Origin of the sequence: Streptomyces sp. NPDC056231 (assembly GCF_048270745.1) — a bacterium.
Taxonomy (GTDB): Bacteria; Actinomycetota; Actinomycetes; order Streptomycetales; family Streptomycetaceae; genus Streptomyces.
In genome coordinates, this window is sequence record NZ_JBLVKW010000086.1 from 1 (window position 1) to 16,869 (window position 16,869).

Here is a 16,869-nt window from a genome sequence, read left to right on the forward strand (position 1 = left end):
GGCGCCCTGAACGTCCTACGGGCCGGGCTGGTCCGTCGCGAAGCCCAACCGGCATAGCGAGAAGCCCCCTCGTTTACGAGGGGGAGGAGTCACGAACGCACGCTCCGCCGGGGACAGCACCCGGTCGCGCCGCCGCACCAGGCTGATGGGGCGGGACCGGGGCCGCGGCGTCACCGGAAGGACGGCGAGCGAACCGGCCGGACCTGCCCCGACTCCGCGGCGACCCACTGTCCGTCGATGAAGTTGAGCCGAAGGTGCTGTGACATGCCCTCCCCTTCATTTGGACCCACCGGCAGCAGTGCCGGACCAGGTCAGGCTGGCGCAGGAGAAGGGCTGTCACAATGCGCGATCGGCGAATGCCCCCGATAGCCGCGACCTATACCGGGGGTCCGCAGCGGTGGGGCGGATCCCTACGGCACGCGCGCGGTCCACTCCTCGGTCCCGAACTTCGTCGCCACGAGCTCCTCTGCCCGTGCCATCTCCTCGTCCGTCACCGTCCCCCGGGTGAGGCCGTGCCGGGCCCGGAAGAAGTCGATCATCCGCTCGATGACGGCTTCGCGCGCCAGACCGGTCTGCCGCCGCAGCGGGTCGACGCGCTTCTTGGCGCTCTTCGTGCCTTTGTCGGAGAGTTTCTCCTTGCCGATCCGGAGCACGTCGAGCATCTTGTCGGCATCGATGTCGTACGACATGGTCACGTGGTGCAGCACGGCGCCCTCCCCGCCGACCAAACGCTTCTGCGCCGCGCCCGCGATCTTCCCGGCGTCCGTGGCGATGTCGTTGAGCGGCTGGTACCAGGCCTTGATGCCCATGTCGCCGAGTGCCCCGAGCACCCAGTCGTCCAGATAGGCGTAACTGTCGGCGAAGGAGAGGCCGGAGACCAGGGAATCGGGAACGGAGAGCGAGTACGTGATGGTGTTGCCCGGTTCCACGAACATGGCCCCGCCACCGGAGATGCGGCGCACCACGGTGATGCCGTGGCGCTCGGCGCCCGCAGGGTCGACCTCGTTGCGCAGCGACTGGAAGCTGCCGATGATCACGGCGGGGGAGGCCCACTCCCAGACCCGCAGCGTCGGCGGGCGGCGGCCCGCCGCCACCTCGGTGGTGATGACCTCGTCGAGCGCCATGTGGAGCGCGGGTGACTGCGGGGCCTCGTGGATGAGCTGCCAGTCGTAGTCGCTCCACTCGGTGGCGTGCGCGAGAGCGCGGCGCACGGCGACGGCCACGCCCTCCGAGGTGAGACCCAGCATCATGGTCGACGCGGGCAGCGCGGCGTCGATGCGGGCGGCGAGGCCCGCGGTGCCGGTGTGGGCCGGGGCGCCCTCCAGGGCCGCTTCGATGGCGAGGATGGCGTCGTCGGGTTCGAGGAAGAAGTCACCGGCGACCCGTACGTTGCGCAGCGCGCCGCCCTCGACGTCCAGATCGACCACGACGAGCTTGCCGCCGGGGACCTTGTACTCACCGTGCACTGCCCTGCCTCCAGAATGACTCGGCGCCCATGATCCGGTACCCACCACTGACAACGCGGCGGGTGACTCGTTTCATTCCGTGCAGTTCTCCCACCCTGGCCACACGACCCGTGAGTCCGAGGTGTGACGTCCTGCTGCTCGCCGCACTCGCGCTGACCGTCGGACCGTTCCTGTGGCAGCTCTCGATCTCACTCGAAGGACTGTCCCGTGAGCCACCTGCTGGAGCGGGCCGCTCATCGATGCGAGCGGGCCACAGCGGACGGACGACGACGTGCAGCTGTCGCTGAGCCCGTTCGAGCTGATCACGCTGCGGCTGACGCGCCGCCGATGCGCCGGCCTGTCCGCGGCGGACAACGCTGTGCTTCGCCAGCCTCTGCTACGTCGGGATCACCGGTGCGGCCCGGCTGCTGGATGTGACGGTGACCGCGGTCGAGGAGCAGGAGTCCGGATTCGCCTGATGACGGTCAACACCTCCTCGCTGAGCCAGGCAGCCGTCGCCGGCACCCTGCCGGCCGCCGAGGGGAAGCGGCCATTACATCGTTGTCGTAGATGATCGCGGTCGGCGGGACGGGCTGTTCCAGCCCCGGCGTGTGACGGCCGCCCCTCCGCACCGGAGTGGTCCGTCGCCACCGACTGGGCCTCGGCCGGCCCGCGCCGGTCGGCCTCGACGCGCAGGGAGCGGATGCGTCGGTCGGTGTGGGCGAGCGAGGGCAGGCCCGCGATCTGCACCATGCGCCGGTGCCGCAGCTCGTGCAGCCGGCCGACGATCGCCGCCACGGCACCCGCATCGTCCATTGACTTTGCGCCGCGGGCATTGGAAAGTCTGCTGGGCGTACGCAGCCGGTGAGGCCACCCATGACCCGGCGCACCCCGCATCCTGCTCTTCGCCGGCCTGCAGCGCTCCTTCTGCCGGGGCGTCGACGAAGGCACCGTCAAGGGCTGCCCCCCGAGCCGCCGCCACCCCGCACCACGAGAACCTGGACACCTGCACCGTATGTCTCACTCCCCGCTGCGCTTCGGCGTCAACTACACGCCCACCCAGGGCTGGTTCCACCACTGGCTGGACTTCGACCTCGACGCGGTCCGTGCCGACCTGGACTCGATCGCCGCACTCGGCCTCGACCACATCCGGGTCTTCCCGCTCTGGCCGCTCTTTCAGCCCAACCGCACCCTGATCCGGCCGCGCGCCGTCGAACAGCTGGTCCAGCTCGTCGACGCCGCCGCCGAGCGCGGGCTCGACGTCAACGTGGACGGACTGCAGGGCCACCTGTCGAGCTTCGACTTCCTGCCCGCGTGGACGCAGACCTGGCACCGGCGGAACATCTTCACCGACCCGGACGTGGTGGCGGGCCAGGCCGTGTATTTGCGTACGCTCGCCGCCGCCCTCGCCGAACGCCCGAATTTCATCGGGATGACCCTGGGCAACGAGATCAGCCAGTTCTCGGGCCCTCCGCACCCCGATCCGGACCCCATCACACCCCCACAGGCGAGCAGTTGGCTGCGTACTCTGCTCGACGCCTGTGAGGAGGGGGCGCCCGGCAAGATGCACCTGCATGCCGAGTACGACGCCGCCTGGTACCAGGACGACCACGCGTTCACTCCCGCCCACGCCGCCCGGATCGGCGCTGTCACCGCCGTGCACTCCTGGGTCTTCAACGGCACCGCCCAACGGCACGGCCGCACCGGCACCGCCACCGAGCACCACGCCGCCTATCTGATCGAACTGTCCAAGGCGTGGGCTGTCGAACCGCACCGGCCGGTCTGGCTGCAGGAGGTCGGTGCCCCCTCCCCACTCATCCCCGCGGAGCACGCCGCCGAGTTCACCGAGGCGACCGTTGCGAACGCACTGGATTGCGAGGACGTGTGGGGTGTCACCTGGTGGTGCTCCCACGACGTGTCCCGCGCTCTGGCCGACTTCCCCGAACTCGAATACGGGCTGGGTCTGTTGACCAACGACCGGCAGGTGAAACCGGCCGGGGAGGTCATCGCCCGGATGGTCGAGGAGCGGCGGGGGGCGGCCGTCCGGCCGGCTCCTCGTACCACGGCCCTGGTGGTCGACACCGGCGACGACGAGACCGCGCCCCGTCGCTCGACGTGCGCTCCCGGCGGCGCGTTCTTCGAGGCGTTCGCCCGGCTCACCGCGGACGGGGTCCGGCCCACGGCCGTCCTCGCGAGCCAGGCCGGGAACACGGAGCACCTGGCCGCGCGGGGTATCACCGACGTCCTCACCCCGGACGAGGTTCGCTGACCTCTCCCGTGCACCCCGCGCGCCCGGCATCCTCGCCAAGTTCGAGGCTTGCAACCACCGCTTCGTCCACGTGGAGGAGCCGGGCTGGGGCGTCACGCTCGTCAAGGACTCGACGTACGGCCACCTCGAGCCCCGTCCTTCACCGCCCTCGATCTGCTGCGGCACAGGCCGAGCCCCGTGTGGAGGCGTTGTCCGATTGCAGATGCTAGGGCTCTTAGGCTAAAACTAATGCCCCTAGGAAGGGTGGGAGTGCATGGCGCGGGCCGGGCTGACGGCGGAGCGGGTGACAATTGCGGGCGCTGAGCTGGCGGACGAGGTCGGGTTCGATCACTTGACCATGTCTCAGGTGGCGCGGCGGCTCGGCGTGAGAGATGCGAGTCTCTACGCGCACGTCCGCAGTCTCGAGGATCTGCGTGGGCGGATCGCGCTGTTGGCGGCGGATGAGAAGACCATCCGTATCGCGGAGGCGACGGCCGGGCGGGCGGGTAAAGACGCGTTGGTCGCGTTTGCGGACGCCTGGCGGAACTACGCCCGCCGGTACCCGGGCCGCTATACGGCGACGCAGATCCCCATCGAGATTGATCCTGAGCTGGCCGCAAACGCGCCCGGGCCGCGGCGTGCAGTCGAGCTGACATACAGCATGCTGCGCGGCTACGGATTGGCCGAGCCGGATCTGACCGACGCGGTCCGATTGCTGCGCAGCACGTTCCACGGATTCGTGGCTCTGGAGGCCGCGGGCGGCTTCGCGCACAAGCGTTCACCGCAGGATTCCTGGGCCCGCGCCCTCGACGCCCTGCACACCCTTCTGGAGCACTGGCCCCAGTCCACAGAAGGAGACTTCGTATGACCGAGCCGACCGTCCAGACCTTGCGCGTGAACGGCGCAACCCTGCACTACGAGGTGCGTGGCCAGGGCCCGCTCCTGCTTCTGATCCCCGGAGGAACGGGCGGTGCCGCCTCCATGGAGGTTGTTGCGGCCGACCTGGCCGATGAATACACCGTGGCCACCTACGACCCTCGCGGCATGTCCCGGAGCACGCTGGACGACCCCGAGGCCGAGCAGCGGGTGGAGGATCACGCCGATGACGCGTTCCGGCTGCTGGAACTGCTGTCGCCCGGTGAGCCCGGCCGGGTGTTCGGCGCCAGCTCCGGGGCGATCGCGGCCCTGCATCTGCTCATCGCCCACCCGGAACGCGTGGAACGCGTCGTGGCGCACGAACCGCCAGTGGTGGAGGTCCTCCCGGACGCCGCCGTGCACCGCGCGCTCCTCGCGCGTGTACAGAAGACGTTCCGAACCCGGGGGCTCCTGCCGGCGATGGCCGTGTTCGCCGCAGGCATGCAGAAGGACAGTGACACCACCGAGCCCGAGGCCGAGGTCGAGCTCCCCCCGCAAGCAGCGGCGCGGGCCGAGCAGACCATGGGCGACCTGCCGTACTTCGTCGGACGGATCGTGCCGAGTTTCATGTCCTACGCCCCGGACATTCACCGGCTCAAGGCCCTGTCGGATCGGCTCGTACTCGCCGGCGGGCAGGACTCACGCGGCGAGCTGCCCTACCGGCCGGCCGCTTTCCTGGCCGAGTGTCTCGGCACGGAACTCCTGCACTTTCCCGGCGGGCATATCGGCCTGACCACGCATCCCGCCGAGTTCGGCGCACTCCTTCGCAAGGCACTCCGCGCCTGAAGACACGAACCGCGGCCTGCCCGGATGAGCCTGCGCGTGGCGGCGCGGAGCCGGCCGGCGATGGCGTCGTCGACCGGGCGGCGGCCGCGGCGGCGTCCGAGACGTCCGTCGTGCAGTACGTTCACGCTCCCGCTCCCTCCCGGTCGGTATGCCGTTCCGGGAGGGCCAGGGTGAATCAGGGATGCTGACGCACGTGCTCACAGCAAGACTCCACGGTTCCTGCGGACGGTCCCCAGCACCACGCCGGCCTGCGAGTTCACCGGCATCACAGAGGCACCGGTCCCGGCCGGAACGAACCCCGTCAGTACCCAGGAACGACATCAACTCACGGCAGGGAACGCGGAAGCACCTTTGGCGCGCGTCGCGGCATTCACCACGCCCCGGTGCACACCGAAGGTGCGCTGGATCGCTGATGTCTTGACACGTGCCGGTGACCGTATCGACCAGGAAGCTCTACGCGCGTGGTGAAGATGAGGTGCCTGTCGGAATATTGCAGCGCAACAGGCTGATGGACAGCGCGCTCCGCCGAGCAATAATCGCCACTGCGTGCGAAGAACGGATTCTGGTTGGCCGAAAGACACCGGGCAGTCGGTTGGGTGGACGGGAGCGGCACATGAACACGTCGGGGTCGGTCAAGGTCGCGGTCGTGGCACGGGGGGAGGTGGCTCGTGGGGGGCTCGCCGCCATGCTGGCGGAGGCCGTCCATGTGGACCAGTACTCCGTCTACGAACCCGAGGAGTTCACAGCGGCGGCCCCGGTGGACGCCATCCAGACACTGGTCCTCTCCTGCGACGTGCTCGTGGTGTGGTGCGTGAACGGCTTCGGGACCGGTGAGGACGCCTGGGCGGCCGAACTGGCCGCGGTGGTCCACAGGAACGGGATCCGCGTGGTGCTGATCCTGCCCGGCGCCGAGGTGCAGCGAGTCGCCTCCGGCCGAGCCCTGCCCTGCGACGGCGTGCTGGACCAGGACGCCCTCACCACCGAGGGACTGGACGACGCCCTGCGCAGACTCGCCGACGGCGAGTCGCTGCAGCTCGAGCCGGTCACGCGGGTGCCGTTGTCGCGGTACCGCGGCCAAGAGGCACGGCCGCGCGCGGAACCGACGATCGGGCTGCTCACCGAGCGCGAGAGACAGGTGCTGGAACTGCTCGTCGACGGGTTGAGCAACAAGCAGATAGGACAGGCGCTGGGAGTGTCCGAGCACGTCGCCAAGCGCAGCGTGGCGGTCGTACTGTCCAAGCTGAACTGTCCCAACCGCACCCAGGCCGTCGCGGTCGCCCTGCGCGAGGGGTTGGTGGGGACGGGCGATTCGCTCCGCACGTGATGGGCGGCGCGTCGCGCATGCGGGGGACAGTCCTCAACGCCGTCCCAACCCCGCGTGCCCCAGCATCACGGTCAGATCGGCCCGGCCGGCGATGCCCAGCGCCCGGTAGCTGCTCGTCAGATGGAGCTCGACCGCGCGCAGGCTGACCGACAGCTTCTCGGCGATCGCCCTGTTCGACCGCCCTTCGGCGGCGAGCAGCGCGACCCGCAGCTGAGCCGGACTCAGCCGAGCACGGCTCAGCTTGGGCAGCGAGGCGTACAGGGCGACGACCTCCTGGACACGGGGGACCGGCCGCTCCCCGTCGGCCCGCCCCGCCGCGACGGCCTCGACCAGCAGGCGCCGTCCGTCCGCAGGCCGACCGTCGTCGAGCAGGGCGGCGGACATCTCCGCGGTCGCGCGCACATACTGTCTCCGGGCCGGCGAACCGGCGAGCAGTCGCACCGCGGACCGCAGATGTCCGAGTGCCGGAAGGCCGGTGAGGGTGAGACCGGTCCAGAGGTGGACCGAACCAACCGTACCCGGCGCGCTCCAGGCCCGGGCCTCCGCCAGGCTCTCGGCCGCCAGGCGCGCTGCGGCCGACGGGTCCACGGACGCCAGCGCCAAGGCGAGATGGGAACGCCAGGGCACGACGGCGGGATTCAGGCAGCCGAGGGCCAGCAGGATGCGGCCGCACTCGCGCAGGTGTGACGCTGCCTCGGCGGCGCGACCGGTGTGCAGACTGAGGAGGCCCCGGGCGAACATCAACTGACTCTCGCCGACGCCGTGTTCGTGCCGGCCAGGCAGGACTCCCGCCAGGGCGGACTCGGCGAGATCCGGGCGCCCTTCGCCCAGGGCCACGAGTGCCTCCGTCGCCGCCAGCCGCGGCAGACTCAGGGGATGCCAGTGGGTGCGGGGCACCTCTGCCAGCGCCTCGGCCAGCCGGGCCCCGGCCTCGTCCAGGTTGTCGGTCCGCAGGGCGAGTTCGGCCAGGTTCAGCAGAGCCTGCCCGAGTGCGGGGCCCACCGCGTGCCGCCGGGCCTCGGCCTCGATCTGCCGCAGCCCGACCCGCGCGAGCATCACGTCCTCGGTGACGGCGAGCACCCTCGCCGCGACCAGCCTGGGAGCGAACAACCCGGCCTCTGCCCGCTCCAGCGCGCAGGTGGCGAGCCGCCGAGCCCTGCCGATCTCCCGTCCCGCGAGACAGTGCCGCCAGGCGGCGGCCGCGGCCTCGGCCGCGTCGAGCGCGGGCCGCGATGTCCCGTCCCCGTGGGCAGAGGCAGCCGACGCTTCGACCGGGCCCCTCTCCAGAGCAAGTTCCCGCAGGCCGAGCAGGGTTCGCTGCTCCACCGCGGATGTCGCTCTCCGTGCCGCGGCCGAGTCGAGGGCCGCCGCCACGCTGCTTCCGCCGCCGCGCAGGGTCAGCAGGTCGGCGGCGAGCAGCCGGACTGCGGATCCCTCCGGGCCGGACGTCTCCGTCAGCACGCGCCGGAAGCCGCGGTCGGCCGCCTCGGGCCGCAGGGACAGCCGCGCCGTCGACAGTGCCAGCAGCGCCTTCGCGCGCAGCTCACCCGACGCCCCGCGGTCCAGCGCTTGTTCGAGGAATGCGACCGCGTCGGATGCGTCCCCGGACCGCCGGGCGCGCACGCCCGCCGCGTACAGGGCAGCGGGCGCCCAGGGCTCGGCCGTCCGGGAATGAGGCACGAGCCGGCCGAGGACCGGCTCGGGGATTCCGTCGCCGCGCCCGAGCCGTACGGCGCGCTCATACAGATCGCGGCGCCGGCCGTCTTCCATGAGGCCCAGCACCCGGTCGGTCACCAGCGGGTCGTACAGCCGCGGGTATCCGACCTGGTCGAGCAGTCCGGTGCCGGCCAGCTCCGCACGGGCCCGCTCGCGCCACTGAGGAAGGACCCCGGCCAGTTCGCAGAGCCGGTCGAAGGGGAGGTCGCCGTCCGCCACCGCGCTCGCCTCGACCAGCGCGACCGTCCGTCCGGACATGCGGGCCAGAGTGCGGTGGACGTGACGCCTGCCCACCTGGTCGGCGAGCGCGGCGAATTCGTCCGGACCGGGTGCCGGAGCCGGCCACCACCGGAGAGCGGCGCGCAGGACCGCCGGACTGCCACCCGTCGAGGCCGTCGCGGCGGGCACGAGCGAGCCGCCGGCCTCCTCGCCGTACGCTTCGACCAGCAGCACCCGCACGGCGTCGGCGCTCAGCGGACGCAGGGCCAGTTCGTATCCGGGCGGGCCTGCCGCGCCGAGGACCGCCGGGTCCGTGCCGGCCGTCACCCGCAGGAGGGGCCGTCGTCCCGCACAGCCGACGGCGTGCTCCTGACGGATCACGTCCTCGGCGTCGTCGACGAGGACCGCCAGCGGTGTGCCGGCCGGACCGTACGCCGTCTCCGCCGACAGGTGCGACGCGATGTCACGGAGCCGTCGTGGGCCGGCACGCCGGGCGGGTGGGGTGACGACGTGCAGTCCGGCCCCCCGGGCGAGCGCGGCGGCCTCGGCGAGCACGGCGGTGCGCCCGGTACCCGGCCGTCCGTGCACGACGACGGTCGCCGCGCCGCCCTCCGCGACCTGGCGCACGGCCTGCTCGAGCAGCGCCAGGTGGGCCGATCGCTCAAGGAGCCGCCTGGACACGTCGGCCGGGCAGGGGAGGGGCGGCGGGCTCAACGTTCTTCGCCGGGCAGGCGCGCGGATCCGTGCGCACCCGGCGACGCCAGCCTGTGTGCGAGGCCGGCGCGACCGGTGACGCCGAGCTTCCGGTACACGCTGGTCAGGTGGTACTCGATGGTGCGCACGGTCAGGCAGAGGGTGTCGGCGATGGTCCGGTTGGTCGCACCGGCCGCGGCCATCTCCGCAACGGGCCGCTCGGCCTTGCTGAGTGCCACCGACGCGGGCCGGCCACCCGCCGCCGCCAGCGCGACCCGTGCCTGACCGGCCACGGCGGTCAGGCCGCACCGCACGGCCGTCGCCCGGGCCGCGTGCAGCCGCCCGCGCGCGGCCTTCTCGTCCCCGAGCCGCCACAGCGTCGTGCCGAGACGCATCTCAGCGAGCGCGCGGGAATGCTGGTCGGAGCTGTCCTGCAGCACCCGTACGCTCTCGGCGAGCAGTTCCACCCGGTCGGCGCCCGTGGCCACCATGCCCCGGGCCAGCAGACTCAGCCCGGTGCTGCGGGACGTCGGCCACCGCTCGGCGAGGTCCCGGCCGAGTTCGGCCCGTTCCGCCGCGTCGCCCGACCGGCCCAGGGCCATGAGGAGTTCCGTGCTGTGCAGCCACCAGGTCGTGAACAGGGGGTTCTTGATGCCGGCGGCGGTGAGATCCGCCCCGCACTGCTCCATCAGCCGCAGGGCCTGCTCGGTCCGGCCCCGGCCGCGCTCGACGAAGGCCCTGGCCGTCAGGTGGAGGTGGTGTTCCCAGACGGAGCCGTCGAAGGCGTGGCCGTCGAGCCGGCGCAGGACCGACTCGGACCGGTCGAGATCACCGCGGGCCACCAGCGTCAGGGCGAGGCTGATCGGCGCCAGGCGGGCGCACCTGGTCCGGTCCGGCCCCTCGGCGAGGCGGCTGGCGGCCCGCGCGGCCTCGACCGCGTCGTCCGCCCGGCCCGACTCCAGCAGCAGCAGCGCCCGGACCGACCCGGCGTGGCACTGGGCCCACGCCTCCTCGCGGCGCCGGCTGTCCATGACGGTCCGGTCCAGGTGGCCGAGCGCGGCCGTGGTGTCGCCGGCCAGCGCGAGGACCTGGGCGGCGGCGACCCGCGCCCACGTGGCGCGCGGCCGTCCGGTTCGCAGGACCTGATGGGCGTCGGCGACCGCGGCGTCCTGGTCGGCGCCGGTCAGCGCGGTGCGCAGAGCGCGGGCGGCGAGCGCCAGGTCATCCGTCGGGCCACCGCAGGACAGGGGCGACGCGCACTCCCGCAGCCCGCGCAGCAGCTCGCCGAGCCCTTCGGGCGTGTCGGGCGTGCGATGCGTCATGAGCGCGGTGAGCCGGCGCTGCCGGGCGGCGAGCGCCCGGGTCGGCGGGTCGTCGGTGCGGGACAGCACGCTGTCGAGATGTTCCAGGGCGGCGGCAGGGTCGATATCGGTCAGTACGGCGGCCAGCTCCGTGCGGACGGCGAGGTCGGCGGGGGCGGACTCGTGGAGTTTGTGCAGATAGGTCGCGGCGGTCGCCGGGTGGTCGCGGCGCGCGGTGGCGGCCGCCTCCTTGAGCAGGGCTCTCATCCAGGGTCGGTCCAGCGAGCGGAGCCCCAGCAGCAGCTCGGCCACCTGTCCGGCCGGCCGTGCGGCGTCGTTGAGGATCTCGGCGGCCTGAGCGCGCAGTTGCTCGCCCTCGGTGTCGGGCAGTGCGGCCATCAGCGCGTCGAGCTGCGGTGGCACGCCCCGCGCGGGCATCCGCGTCGGGAGCAGCCCGAGATCCCGGGCCGCTTCCAGGAGCCGGCCGGTCACCTGGAGGGGAAGTCCGGCGAGGGGGGCGACGAGGTGGGGGTCGGTGCTGCGCAGCAGCGCAGCCGCACGAGCGACCCGGAGCAGCCGGGAGTCGCGCCGGCCGAGGGGCACGGCGTCCCTGGCGGACGGCGGGGTGGCACCGGTCGGCCAGAGGTCTGATCCATCGGTGACCGAACAGCAGTCGCGCGCCATCAGTTCGTGGAACGCCGGCGCAGTGGGCGCCGGGACGCCGGGCGCCAGACTCAGCAGAACGGTCAGCGGCTCCTGGGCCGGGCCGCGCATCAGCCGGTCGATGAAACGGAGCGTGCCCTCGTCACACCACTGGGCGTCGCCGAAGGCGAGCACCAGCGGAGCCTGGGCCAGCGACTTCTCGACCAGCGTCAGGGCCGCGTGCTGTGTCTCGTGCAGGGGTAACGGCTCACCGCTGCGCAGGCCCAGCACCCGCCGCAGCACGGCGTGCTCGGTGCCGGCCTCGTTGAGGCGGCAGTCGACGCGTCGCACGCTCGGCTCCCGCCCGCACACATCGCCGATGTGACGCACGATCGCGTCCACGGGCCGGCTGTCGACGGACCCGCGCATCACCACACAGCGGGCGCCGGAGCGGCCGACGGGGATGCAGCACGACGGGCGGTGCGTGGGCGGGGACCGGTCGAAGGTGGTGCCGGCAGGTAAGGACGTGGGTGCAAAAGCCGGAGGTGGGGTGGGGGGACGCAGGTAATCCGATCTGCTCCTCACGCTGCTTACCATATGACAATTCTGTGTCGTGTGAAGATGGCCTCGTGTCGAGATCGTGAAGAGTGCGCCGAGGGTCTGCCGGGCCGAACCGCCCACTGAGGATGCCTCGGTGAAGGACCCCGGCGATGGACGGCGTCGTCAGTCGCCTCTGTGAACGGAGACACCTGTGCCCCTCGTCGGCCGGACGCACGGGTTCGCCTCGATCCGGGCGGCGATGAGCCGCGTGCGGGGTGGAGCCGCCGTGCTCGTGGCGGTCACCGGCCCGCCCGGCACGGGCCGTTCGGCCTTCCTGGACGCTGTCGCCGACCTCGCGGCGGAGGAGGGATTCACTGTCCGGCGGGCCTGCTGCGGCCGTCCGGGACAGGGCTCCCCCGACGTCCCGGACCGGCCTCTCCCTCAGGCCGGTCCGGCATCCGGCGCCGGCCCCCTGGCGTATCTCGTCGATGACTTGCAGTGGGCCGACAAGACAGCGCTGGCCCGGCTCACACGATGGTTCGCCGACCCGTGCCCCGCCCCGCTGCTCACGGTGGTGACGGTGCGCGAGGGCGAGCCGTTCGCCGAACTGCCGCGAGTACAGGACTTGCTGGCGGCCGCGGATCCAGTGATCCGGACGGCCCCGCTCGGTCCGGAGGAAATACGCGCGCTGCTCGCGGAACCCGATGTGCTCACCGACGCGGAGCTCTCGGCCTGGACGCGCGCGACGGGTGGGAACCCGGCACTCGTCGTCTCGCTGCTCGACCGGGTGGAGGCTGTGCACCCAGTGGCCCCCGAGCAACTCCTCGACACCGCCCGCACCCGGCCGGCACCCCGGGACCTGACGGCCCGGGTGGCCGCGGTCCTGAGCAGCCAGCCGGAGCCCGTCCGGCGACTGGCCTGCTGCGCCGCGATCCTGGGCGGCCCCGCCGAGCCGCGTGTCCGCGCCCGCCTCTCGGGCCTGGGCCCGGCCGAGGAGGCCGCGGCCGCGCGCGCCCTGCTCCGTCTCGGCTGGAATGTGGACCGCTGGGCGCCGCCCGTTCTATGGGACTGCGTACGAGAGATCGCCGAGGATCGTCTGACCCTTGCCGACCGCGCCAAGATGCACAGCCGCGCTGCCGAGTTGCTCTACGAGGCCGGTGCTCCGCCCGATCGGATCGTCCCCCACCTCCTGGAGGTCGGACCCGGCGAGTGGACCGAGACCGCCCGAGTACTGCGTCAGGCCGCCGACGAGCTGCTGCGCCGCGGGGACGCGGCCTTCGCGATCCGCTGCCTTCGCCGTGCCCTGCGCGAGTTCCCGCCCGACAGCCCGCAGCGCGGCGCGTTCCTGGCCGCCCTGTCCGAGGCGGAGCAGAACACCGACGTCCCCGCCATGCTGCGCCACGCCGTCCAGGCCAACCAGTTGCTGTCATCGGACCGAGAACGCGCCGAGGTCGTGGCGAACGTGCCGCTCACCCTGTTCCTCACCGCCCCGCAGACGGCGCAGGTACTGGAATCCGCCGGAGAACCGGCCACGACGGGCCCGGAAGCGGCGGACCTCGGCCTGCGGCTGGAGGCCCGGACCCGGCTGCACCGGCTCGGCGCCCCGGGCGCCCCGGCCGCCGCGGTCGAGCGGCTGCGCGCCCTGGCCCCAGGGCCCGGGCCCGGTACCGCGGCGCAGCGCGAACTCGTATCGGTCCTGGTCTACGCGGGAATTCTCGGCGGACGGCTGCCCGCAGCCGAGGCGGCTGCCCTGGTGCGCTGGATGCTCGACCACGAGCCGGCCTCCGCCGCCTCCGTCCATGCCGCGCCCGCCCTGATGATCGCCTCCGGCACGGCGTCCGGGGCGGACGAACCCGTGTGCAGCTGGCTGGACATGGCACTCGAAGCGGCACGTGGGCACGGCGACGGGCGGCTGCAGACCCGGCTGCTGGGCTGGCGGGCACTGGCCGCTCTGCACGCCGGCCGGCTCGCTGACGCCTGGGCGGACGCATCGGACGCGTGCGCGGCGGCCCCGGGCCCGCTGGAGGACGACGACTGGTCGGCCGTCGTCGGCCTGACGTCCGTGGCTCTCGAGACGCGCGACCCGCGGCTGGCCGACCGGCTGCGGTCCCTGCTGCGCGAACGCCAGGAGGCCGCCATACCGCTGACCGGTCTGGCCCGTCGGGCGTTGCGCGCCCAGTCGGCCCCGAAACCCGAACTGCCCGCTCTGCTCTCCGACCTGCTCGAGGCGGCGCACCAAGCACAGGCGGCGGGCTGGTGCAACCGGACGCTGTTCCCGGTGGACCTGTGGTGCGTGTCCCCGTTGCTCCGCGTCGACCGGTCGGAGGACGCGCTCCGGCTCCTCGCCCGCGCCTGCGAGGCGGCCCGGTCCTCTGGCTCCCCCTACGACCTCGGCCGGGTCCTGCGCATGTGGGGCACCGTGGTGGGCGGCCGGTATGCCCTGTCCCTGCTCGCCGAGTCCGTCTCCGTGCTCAGGGAAGGCTCCAACACGCTGGAGCTGGGCAGGGCGTTGACGGCGTACGGGAACCGGCTGCGCGCCGCCGGGCGGCCCGGCTCCGCCGAGCTTCTCGCCGAGGCCGACCGGATCGTCGACGCGGCGGGGGAGTCGGCGCTGCGGTGCTGGGCGGGGACCCTCAGCGGTGATCCGAACCGCGCCGTGCCGCCGGGCGGCGGCGGACTCAGCGACACCGAGCGCCGGGTCGCCGCCCTCGTAGCTCTCGGAAACACCAACCAGGAGGTCGCGGCGGCGCTCGGCGTCACTCGGCGTGCCGTGGAGAAAACCCTGACCAGGCTCTACCAGCGACTGGGCGTGGAGGGGCGGGCCAGGCTGCTTCCGGTCGTGCGGCGGATGGCGGGAAGAGCCGCCTTGTCCTCGGGGATGCTTTCCCAGCGGCTCTGACGGTCCGTCGATCCACCGGCCCTCCCCTACGGGCCGGCGCAACCCCGCCCCGGTGCCGGCCGTACATGGCAGGATGACCGGCCCCCGCCCGCCGTATCTGTGCCGCACCGCGCATCCTGCCCGGCCACCACGCCGCCGAGCCCGGACAGGACACCCCCGCTTCGGTGGCCGATCGGTGCACCAAGCGGGCTACCCCCTGGTATTCGGAGTCGCCTTCCGGGGCTCTCAGGTGCGAGGACAGCGCGTTCCGGACTTCTCCCGGTCGTCACGGTGAACCGCGGTGAACCCCCACTCCGACGCGCGGTGTACGGCTGCCCCTTCCGTACGGGGCGGTGTGGGACGCCGCGGCCGCTCCGAACTGTGCGGCGACGACCACAGTGTTGGGCGGCGTGCCAGAGTCCCCATTGCACGCCGTGGTTCGGCCTCATTAGTCTGCTCGGCGTCGGCCGGAATACAGGGAATGAGGCATGCGAGGGCGGTTTGTCGTACATGGCCGAGGCGGAGACTGGTACGAAGAGCGAGCTTCGGCAAGAGATCGAGGGGATATCTCTTATGCGGAATGACTTGCTGGGCCCCGTCGAAGAATTGCGCGAAATTGATCCTTCCTTATTGAACGCCGGGATTCCGGGTGAGCAATACCGCGATGTGTTCCTTTCGTTGTTCGAGCGCTCCGGCATCGGTCTCGCGGTTCTGGATTCGACCCTCCGGGTGCGGTCGGTCAACAGTGCTTTGAGTGCCCAGTGCGGAATGCACCCCGAGGAGATGCGCGAGCGCGATTTCACGGAATTCCTGCACCCGAGCGTGCGGCAGTACGTGCTGCGCCAGTTCGGCCTACTGGCTCAGGGACGCAAGGCGTGCCTCGGGAACAGCTCCATCGGTACCTGCTTCGACCACACCGCGGTATCCGGCGAACTCACCGCCTTCCCGGTGGAGGACGGCTCAGGTCGGGTGAGGGTGTTCATGGTGCAGTTCACGCCGGAGGGGACGCCCGGCGACCACCAGGCGCGCGTGGGGTCGCACGGGAAACTGACCCCCCTCAGCGCGAAGGTCCTGGAAGGCGTGGCAGCGGGGGATCCGACCGTGCGCCTCGCGGCCAAACTTTTCCTCAGCCGGCAGGGCATCGAGTACCACGTCGGCGCTCTCCTGCGGCAGTTCGATGTGCCCAATCGCACGGCGCTGGCGGCCAAGGCGTACTCGATGGGCATGTTCAGCATGGGCTGCTGGCCACCCAGGCTTCGCCCCGACATCATCCGCTCCGATGTTCAGGGAGCGGACCGGGCGGGTGGCGAGACCCGCACGGAGGCCCGGCGGCCGTAGACGTTGATCCACAACGCTCGTTAGGGTGAAGCCTGATGTGTGGAGAGCCACCATTGGTGCCTACAGGTGGGTGGATGTCCGAGCGGACCGCCGTGCCTGCGTCAGGGCTCTGAGCGCTACGGGGGCAAAGTGGAACTACTGGTGGTCGAGGACAACGAGCGGGTGTCGGCAGCCCTCCGGGCGGCGTTGGCCCGACAAGGCGTGGCAGCGGTGTGCGCGACCACCGGCAAGGCCGCGATGGAGCTGCTGGAGCGGGCACGTCCCGACGCCGTCCTGCTCGACCTCGGCCTTCCGGACTGCGACGGCTTCACCTTGTGCAGCATGATGCGGGCGGCGAGCTCCATCCCGATCCTGGTGACGACCGCCCGTGGGGACCACGCCTCGTGCGTGCGAGGACTCGACCTCGGCGCGGACGACTACCTCGTCAAGCCCTACAACCTGGCGGAAGTGCTGGCCCGGTTAAGGGCGGTGATGCGCCGTCACCGCCCGTCCCGGGATGCGGCCGACGACGGGCCGGCCGGGGACCTGCTCCTGGCCGGGCCCGTGCGCATCGATGTGCGAGAGGGAGCGGTGCTGGTCGACGGCGCCCCGACCGATCTGCCGGACGAGGAGTTCGGGATTCTCGTCGCTCTGGCCCGGCGGCCCGGTGAGACGCTGTCCGCCGAGCAGCTCGTCGACGAGATCCTGCGGACCCAGCGGGCGAGGCTGGAGGCCTCGCTGCAGCGCCACATTTCCTCGCTGCGCGAACGGCTCGGCGCACCGTACCTGGTGGAGGCCGTGCAAGGAGGGGGTCATCGGCTGTCGGTTCCCGGATCCGCGTAACC

At 72.2% G+C, this 16,869-nt stretch carries 10 protein-coding genes and 1 pseudogene; 7 read left to right on the forward strand and 4 right to left on the reverse strand.

Translation table 11 applies throughout. The features are described 5' to 3' along the window. Positions 1 to 410 precede the first annotated feature (410 nt). Together ACNPQM_RS37265 and ACNPQM_RS37270 are read right to left on the reverse strand one after the other, a co-directional pair. Entirely contained in the window at positions 411 to 1,466 is a 1,056-nt protein-coding gene (locus tag ACNPQM_RS37265) for a lipoyl protein ligase domain-containing protein (RefSeq protein WP_418087425.1), read from the reverse strand. Positions 1,467 to 1,987: 521 nt separating this feature from the next. Further along, positions 1,988 to 2,258, reverse strand: a pseudogene (locus ACNPQM_RS37270) (substrate-binding domain-containing protein); the annotation flags it as partial. Between the two features lie 202 nt (positions 2,259 to 2,460). Here ACNPQM_RS37270 and ACNPQM_RS37275 point away from each other — a divergent pair. The 4 genes from ACNPQM_RS37275 (at position 2,461) to ACNPQM_RS37290 (ending at position 6,718) form a co-directional block, all read left to right on the forward strand. After that, positions 2,461 to 3,714 (forward strand): glycoside hydrolase 5 family protein, encoded by a 1,254-nt coding sequence (locus ACNPQM_RS37275; protein WP_418087426.1) that lies wholly within the window; start codon positions 2,461 to 2,463, stop codon positions 3,712 to 3,714. A 253-nt stretch (positions 3,715 to 3,967) separates the two neighbouring features. Next, positions 3,968 to 4,561 carry a TetR/AcrR family transcriptional regulator gene (locus ACNPQM_RS37280; protein WP_418087427.1) on the forward strand — a complete coding sequence of 198 codons (594 nt, stop codon included), beginning with the start codon at positions 3,968 to 3,970 and terminating at the stop codon, positions 4,559 to 4,561. After that, positions 4,558 to 5,394 carry an alpha/beta fold hydrolase gene (locus tag ACNPQM_RS37285; RefSeq protein ID WP_418087428.1) on the forward strand — a complete coding sequence of 279 codons (837 nt, stop codon included), beginning with the start codon at positions 4,558 to 4,560 and terminating at the stop codon, positions 5,392 to 5,394. Before ACNPQM_RS37280 ends, ACNPQM_RS37285 begins: the two co-directional genes overlap by 4 nt. A gap of 613 nt (positions 5,395 to 6,007) precedes the next feature. Beyond that, positions 6,008 to 6,718 carry a response regulator transcription factor gene (locus tag ACNPQM_RS37290; protein ID WP_418087429.1) on the forward strand — a complete coding sequence of 237 codons (711 nt, stop codon included), beginning with the start codon at positions 6,008 to 6,010 and terminating at the stop codon, positions 6,716 to 6,718. Positions 6,719 to 6,751: 33 nt separating this feature from the next. Here ACNPQM_RS37290 and ACNPQM_RS37295 read toward each other — a convergent pair whose 3' ends face one another. Continuing rightward, entirely contained in the window at positions 6,752 to 9,334 is a 2,583-nt protein-coding gene (locus ACNPQM_RS37295) for a LuxR C-terminal-related transcriptional regulator (RefSeq protein WP_418087430.1), read from the reverse strand. 29 nt (positions 9,335 to 9,363) lie between these two features. After that, complete coding sequence (locus ACNPQM_RS37300; RefSeq protein ID WP_418087431.1) at positions 9,364 to 11,691, reverse strand: LuxR C-terminal-related transcriptional regulator; 2,328 nt, start codon at positions 11,689 to 11,691, stop codon at positions 9,364 to 9,366. Positions 11,692 to 12,040: 349 nt separating this feature from the next. Between ACNPQM_RS37300 and ACNPQM_RS37305 the strand changes: the two genes are divergently transcribed. The 3 genes from ACNPQM_RS37305 (at position 12,041) to ACNPQM_RS37315 (ending at position 16,867) form a co-directional block, all read left to right on the forward strand. Next, entirely contained in the window at positions 12,041 to 14,728 is a 2,688-nt protein-coding gene (locus ACNPQM_RS37305) for a LuxR C-terminal-related transcriptional regulator (RefSeq protein ID WP_418087432.1), read from the forward strand. Positions 14,729 to 15,217: 489 nt separating this feature from the next. Beyond that, positions 15,218 to 16,045 (forward strand): helix-turn-helix transcriptional regulator, encoded by an 828-nt coding sequence (locus ACNPQM_RS37310; protein WP_418087433.1) that lies wholly within the window; start codon positions 15,218 to 15,220, stop codon positions 16,043 to 16,045. A 129-nt stretch (positions 16,046 to 16,174) separates the two neighbouring features. Next, entirely contained in the window at positions 16,175 to 16,867 is a 693-nt protein-coding gene (locus tag ACNPQM_RS37315; protein ID WP_418087434.1) for a response regulator transcription factor, read from the forward strand. Positions 16,868 to 16,869 lie beyond the last annotated feature (2 nt).

Bases quoted from the DNA above. Each gene is read 5' to 3' on its own strand.
- ACNPQM_RS37275 (WP_418087426.1), top strand. From the start codon at position 2,461: ATGTCTCACTCCCCGCTGCGCTTCGGCGTCAACTACACGCCCACCCAG.
- ACNPQM_RS37280 (WP_418087427.1), top strand. From the start codon at position 3,968: ATGGCGCGGGCCGGGCTGACGGCGGAGCGGGTGACAATTGCGGGCGCT.
- ACNPQM_RS37285 (WP_418087428.1), top strand. From the start codon at position 4,558: ATGACCGAGCCGACCGTCCAGACCTTGCGCGTGAACGGCGCAACCCTG.
- ACNPQM_RS37290 (WP_418087429.1), top strand. From the start codon at position 6,008: ATGAACACGTCGGGGTCGGTCAAGGTCGCGGTCGTGGCACGGGGGGAG.
- ACNPQM_RS37310 (WP_418087433.1), top strand. From the start codon at position 15,218: ATGGCCGAGGCGGAGACTGGTACGAAGAGCGAGCTTCGGCAAGAGATC.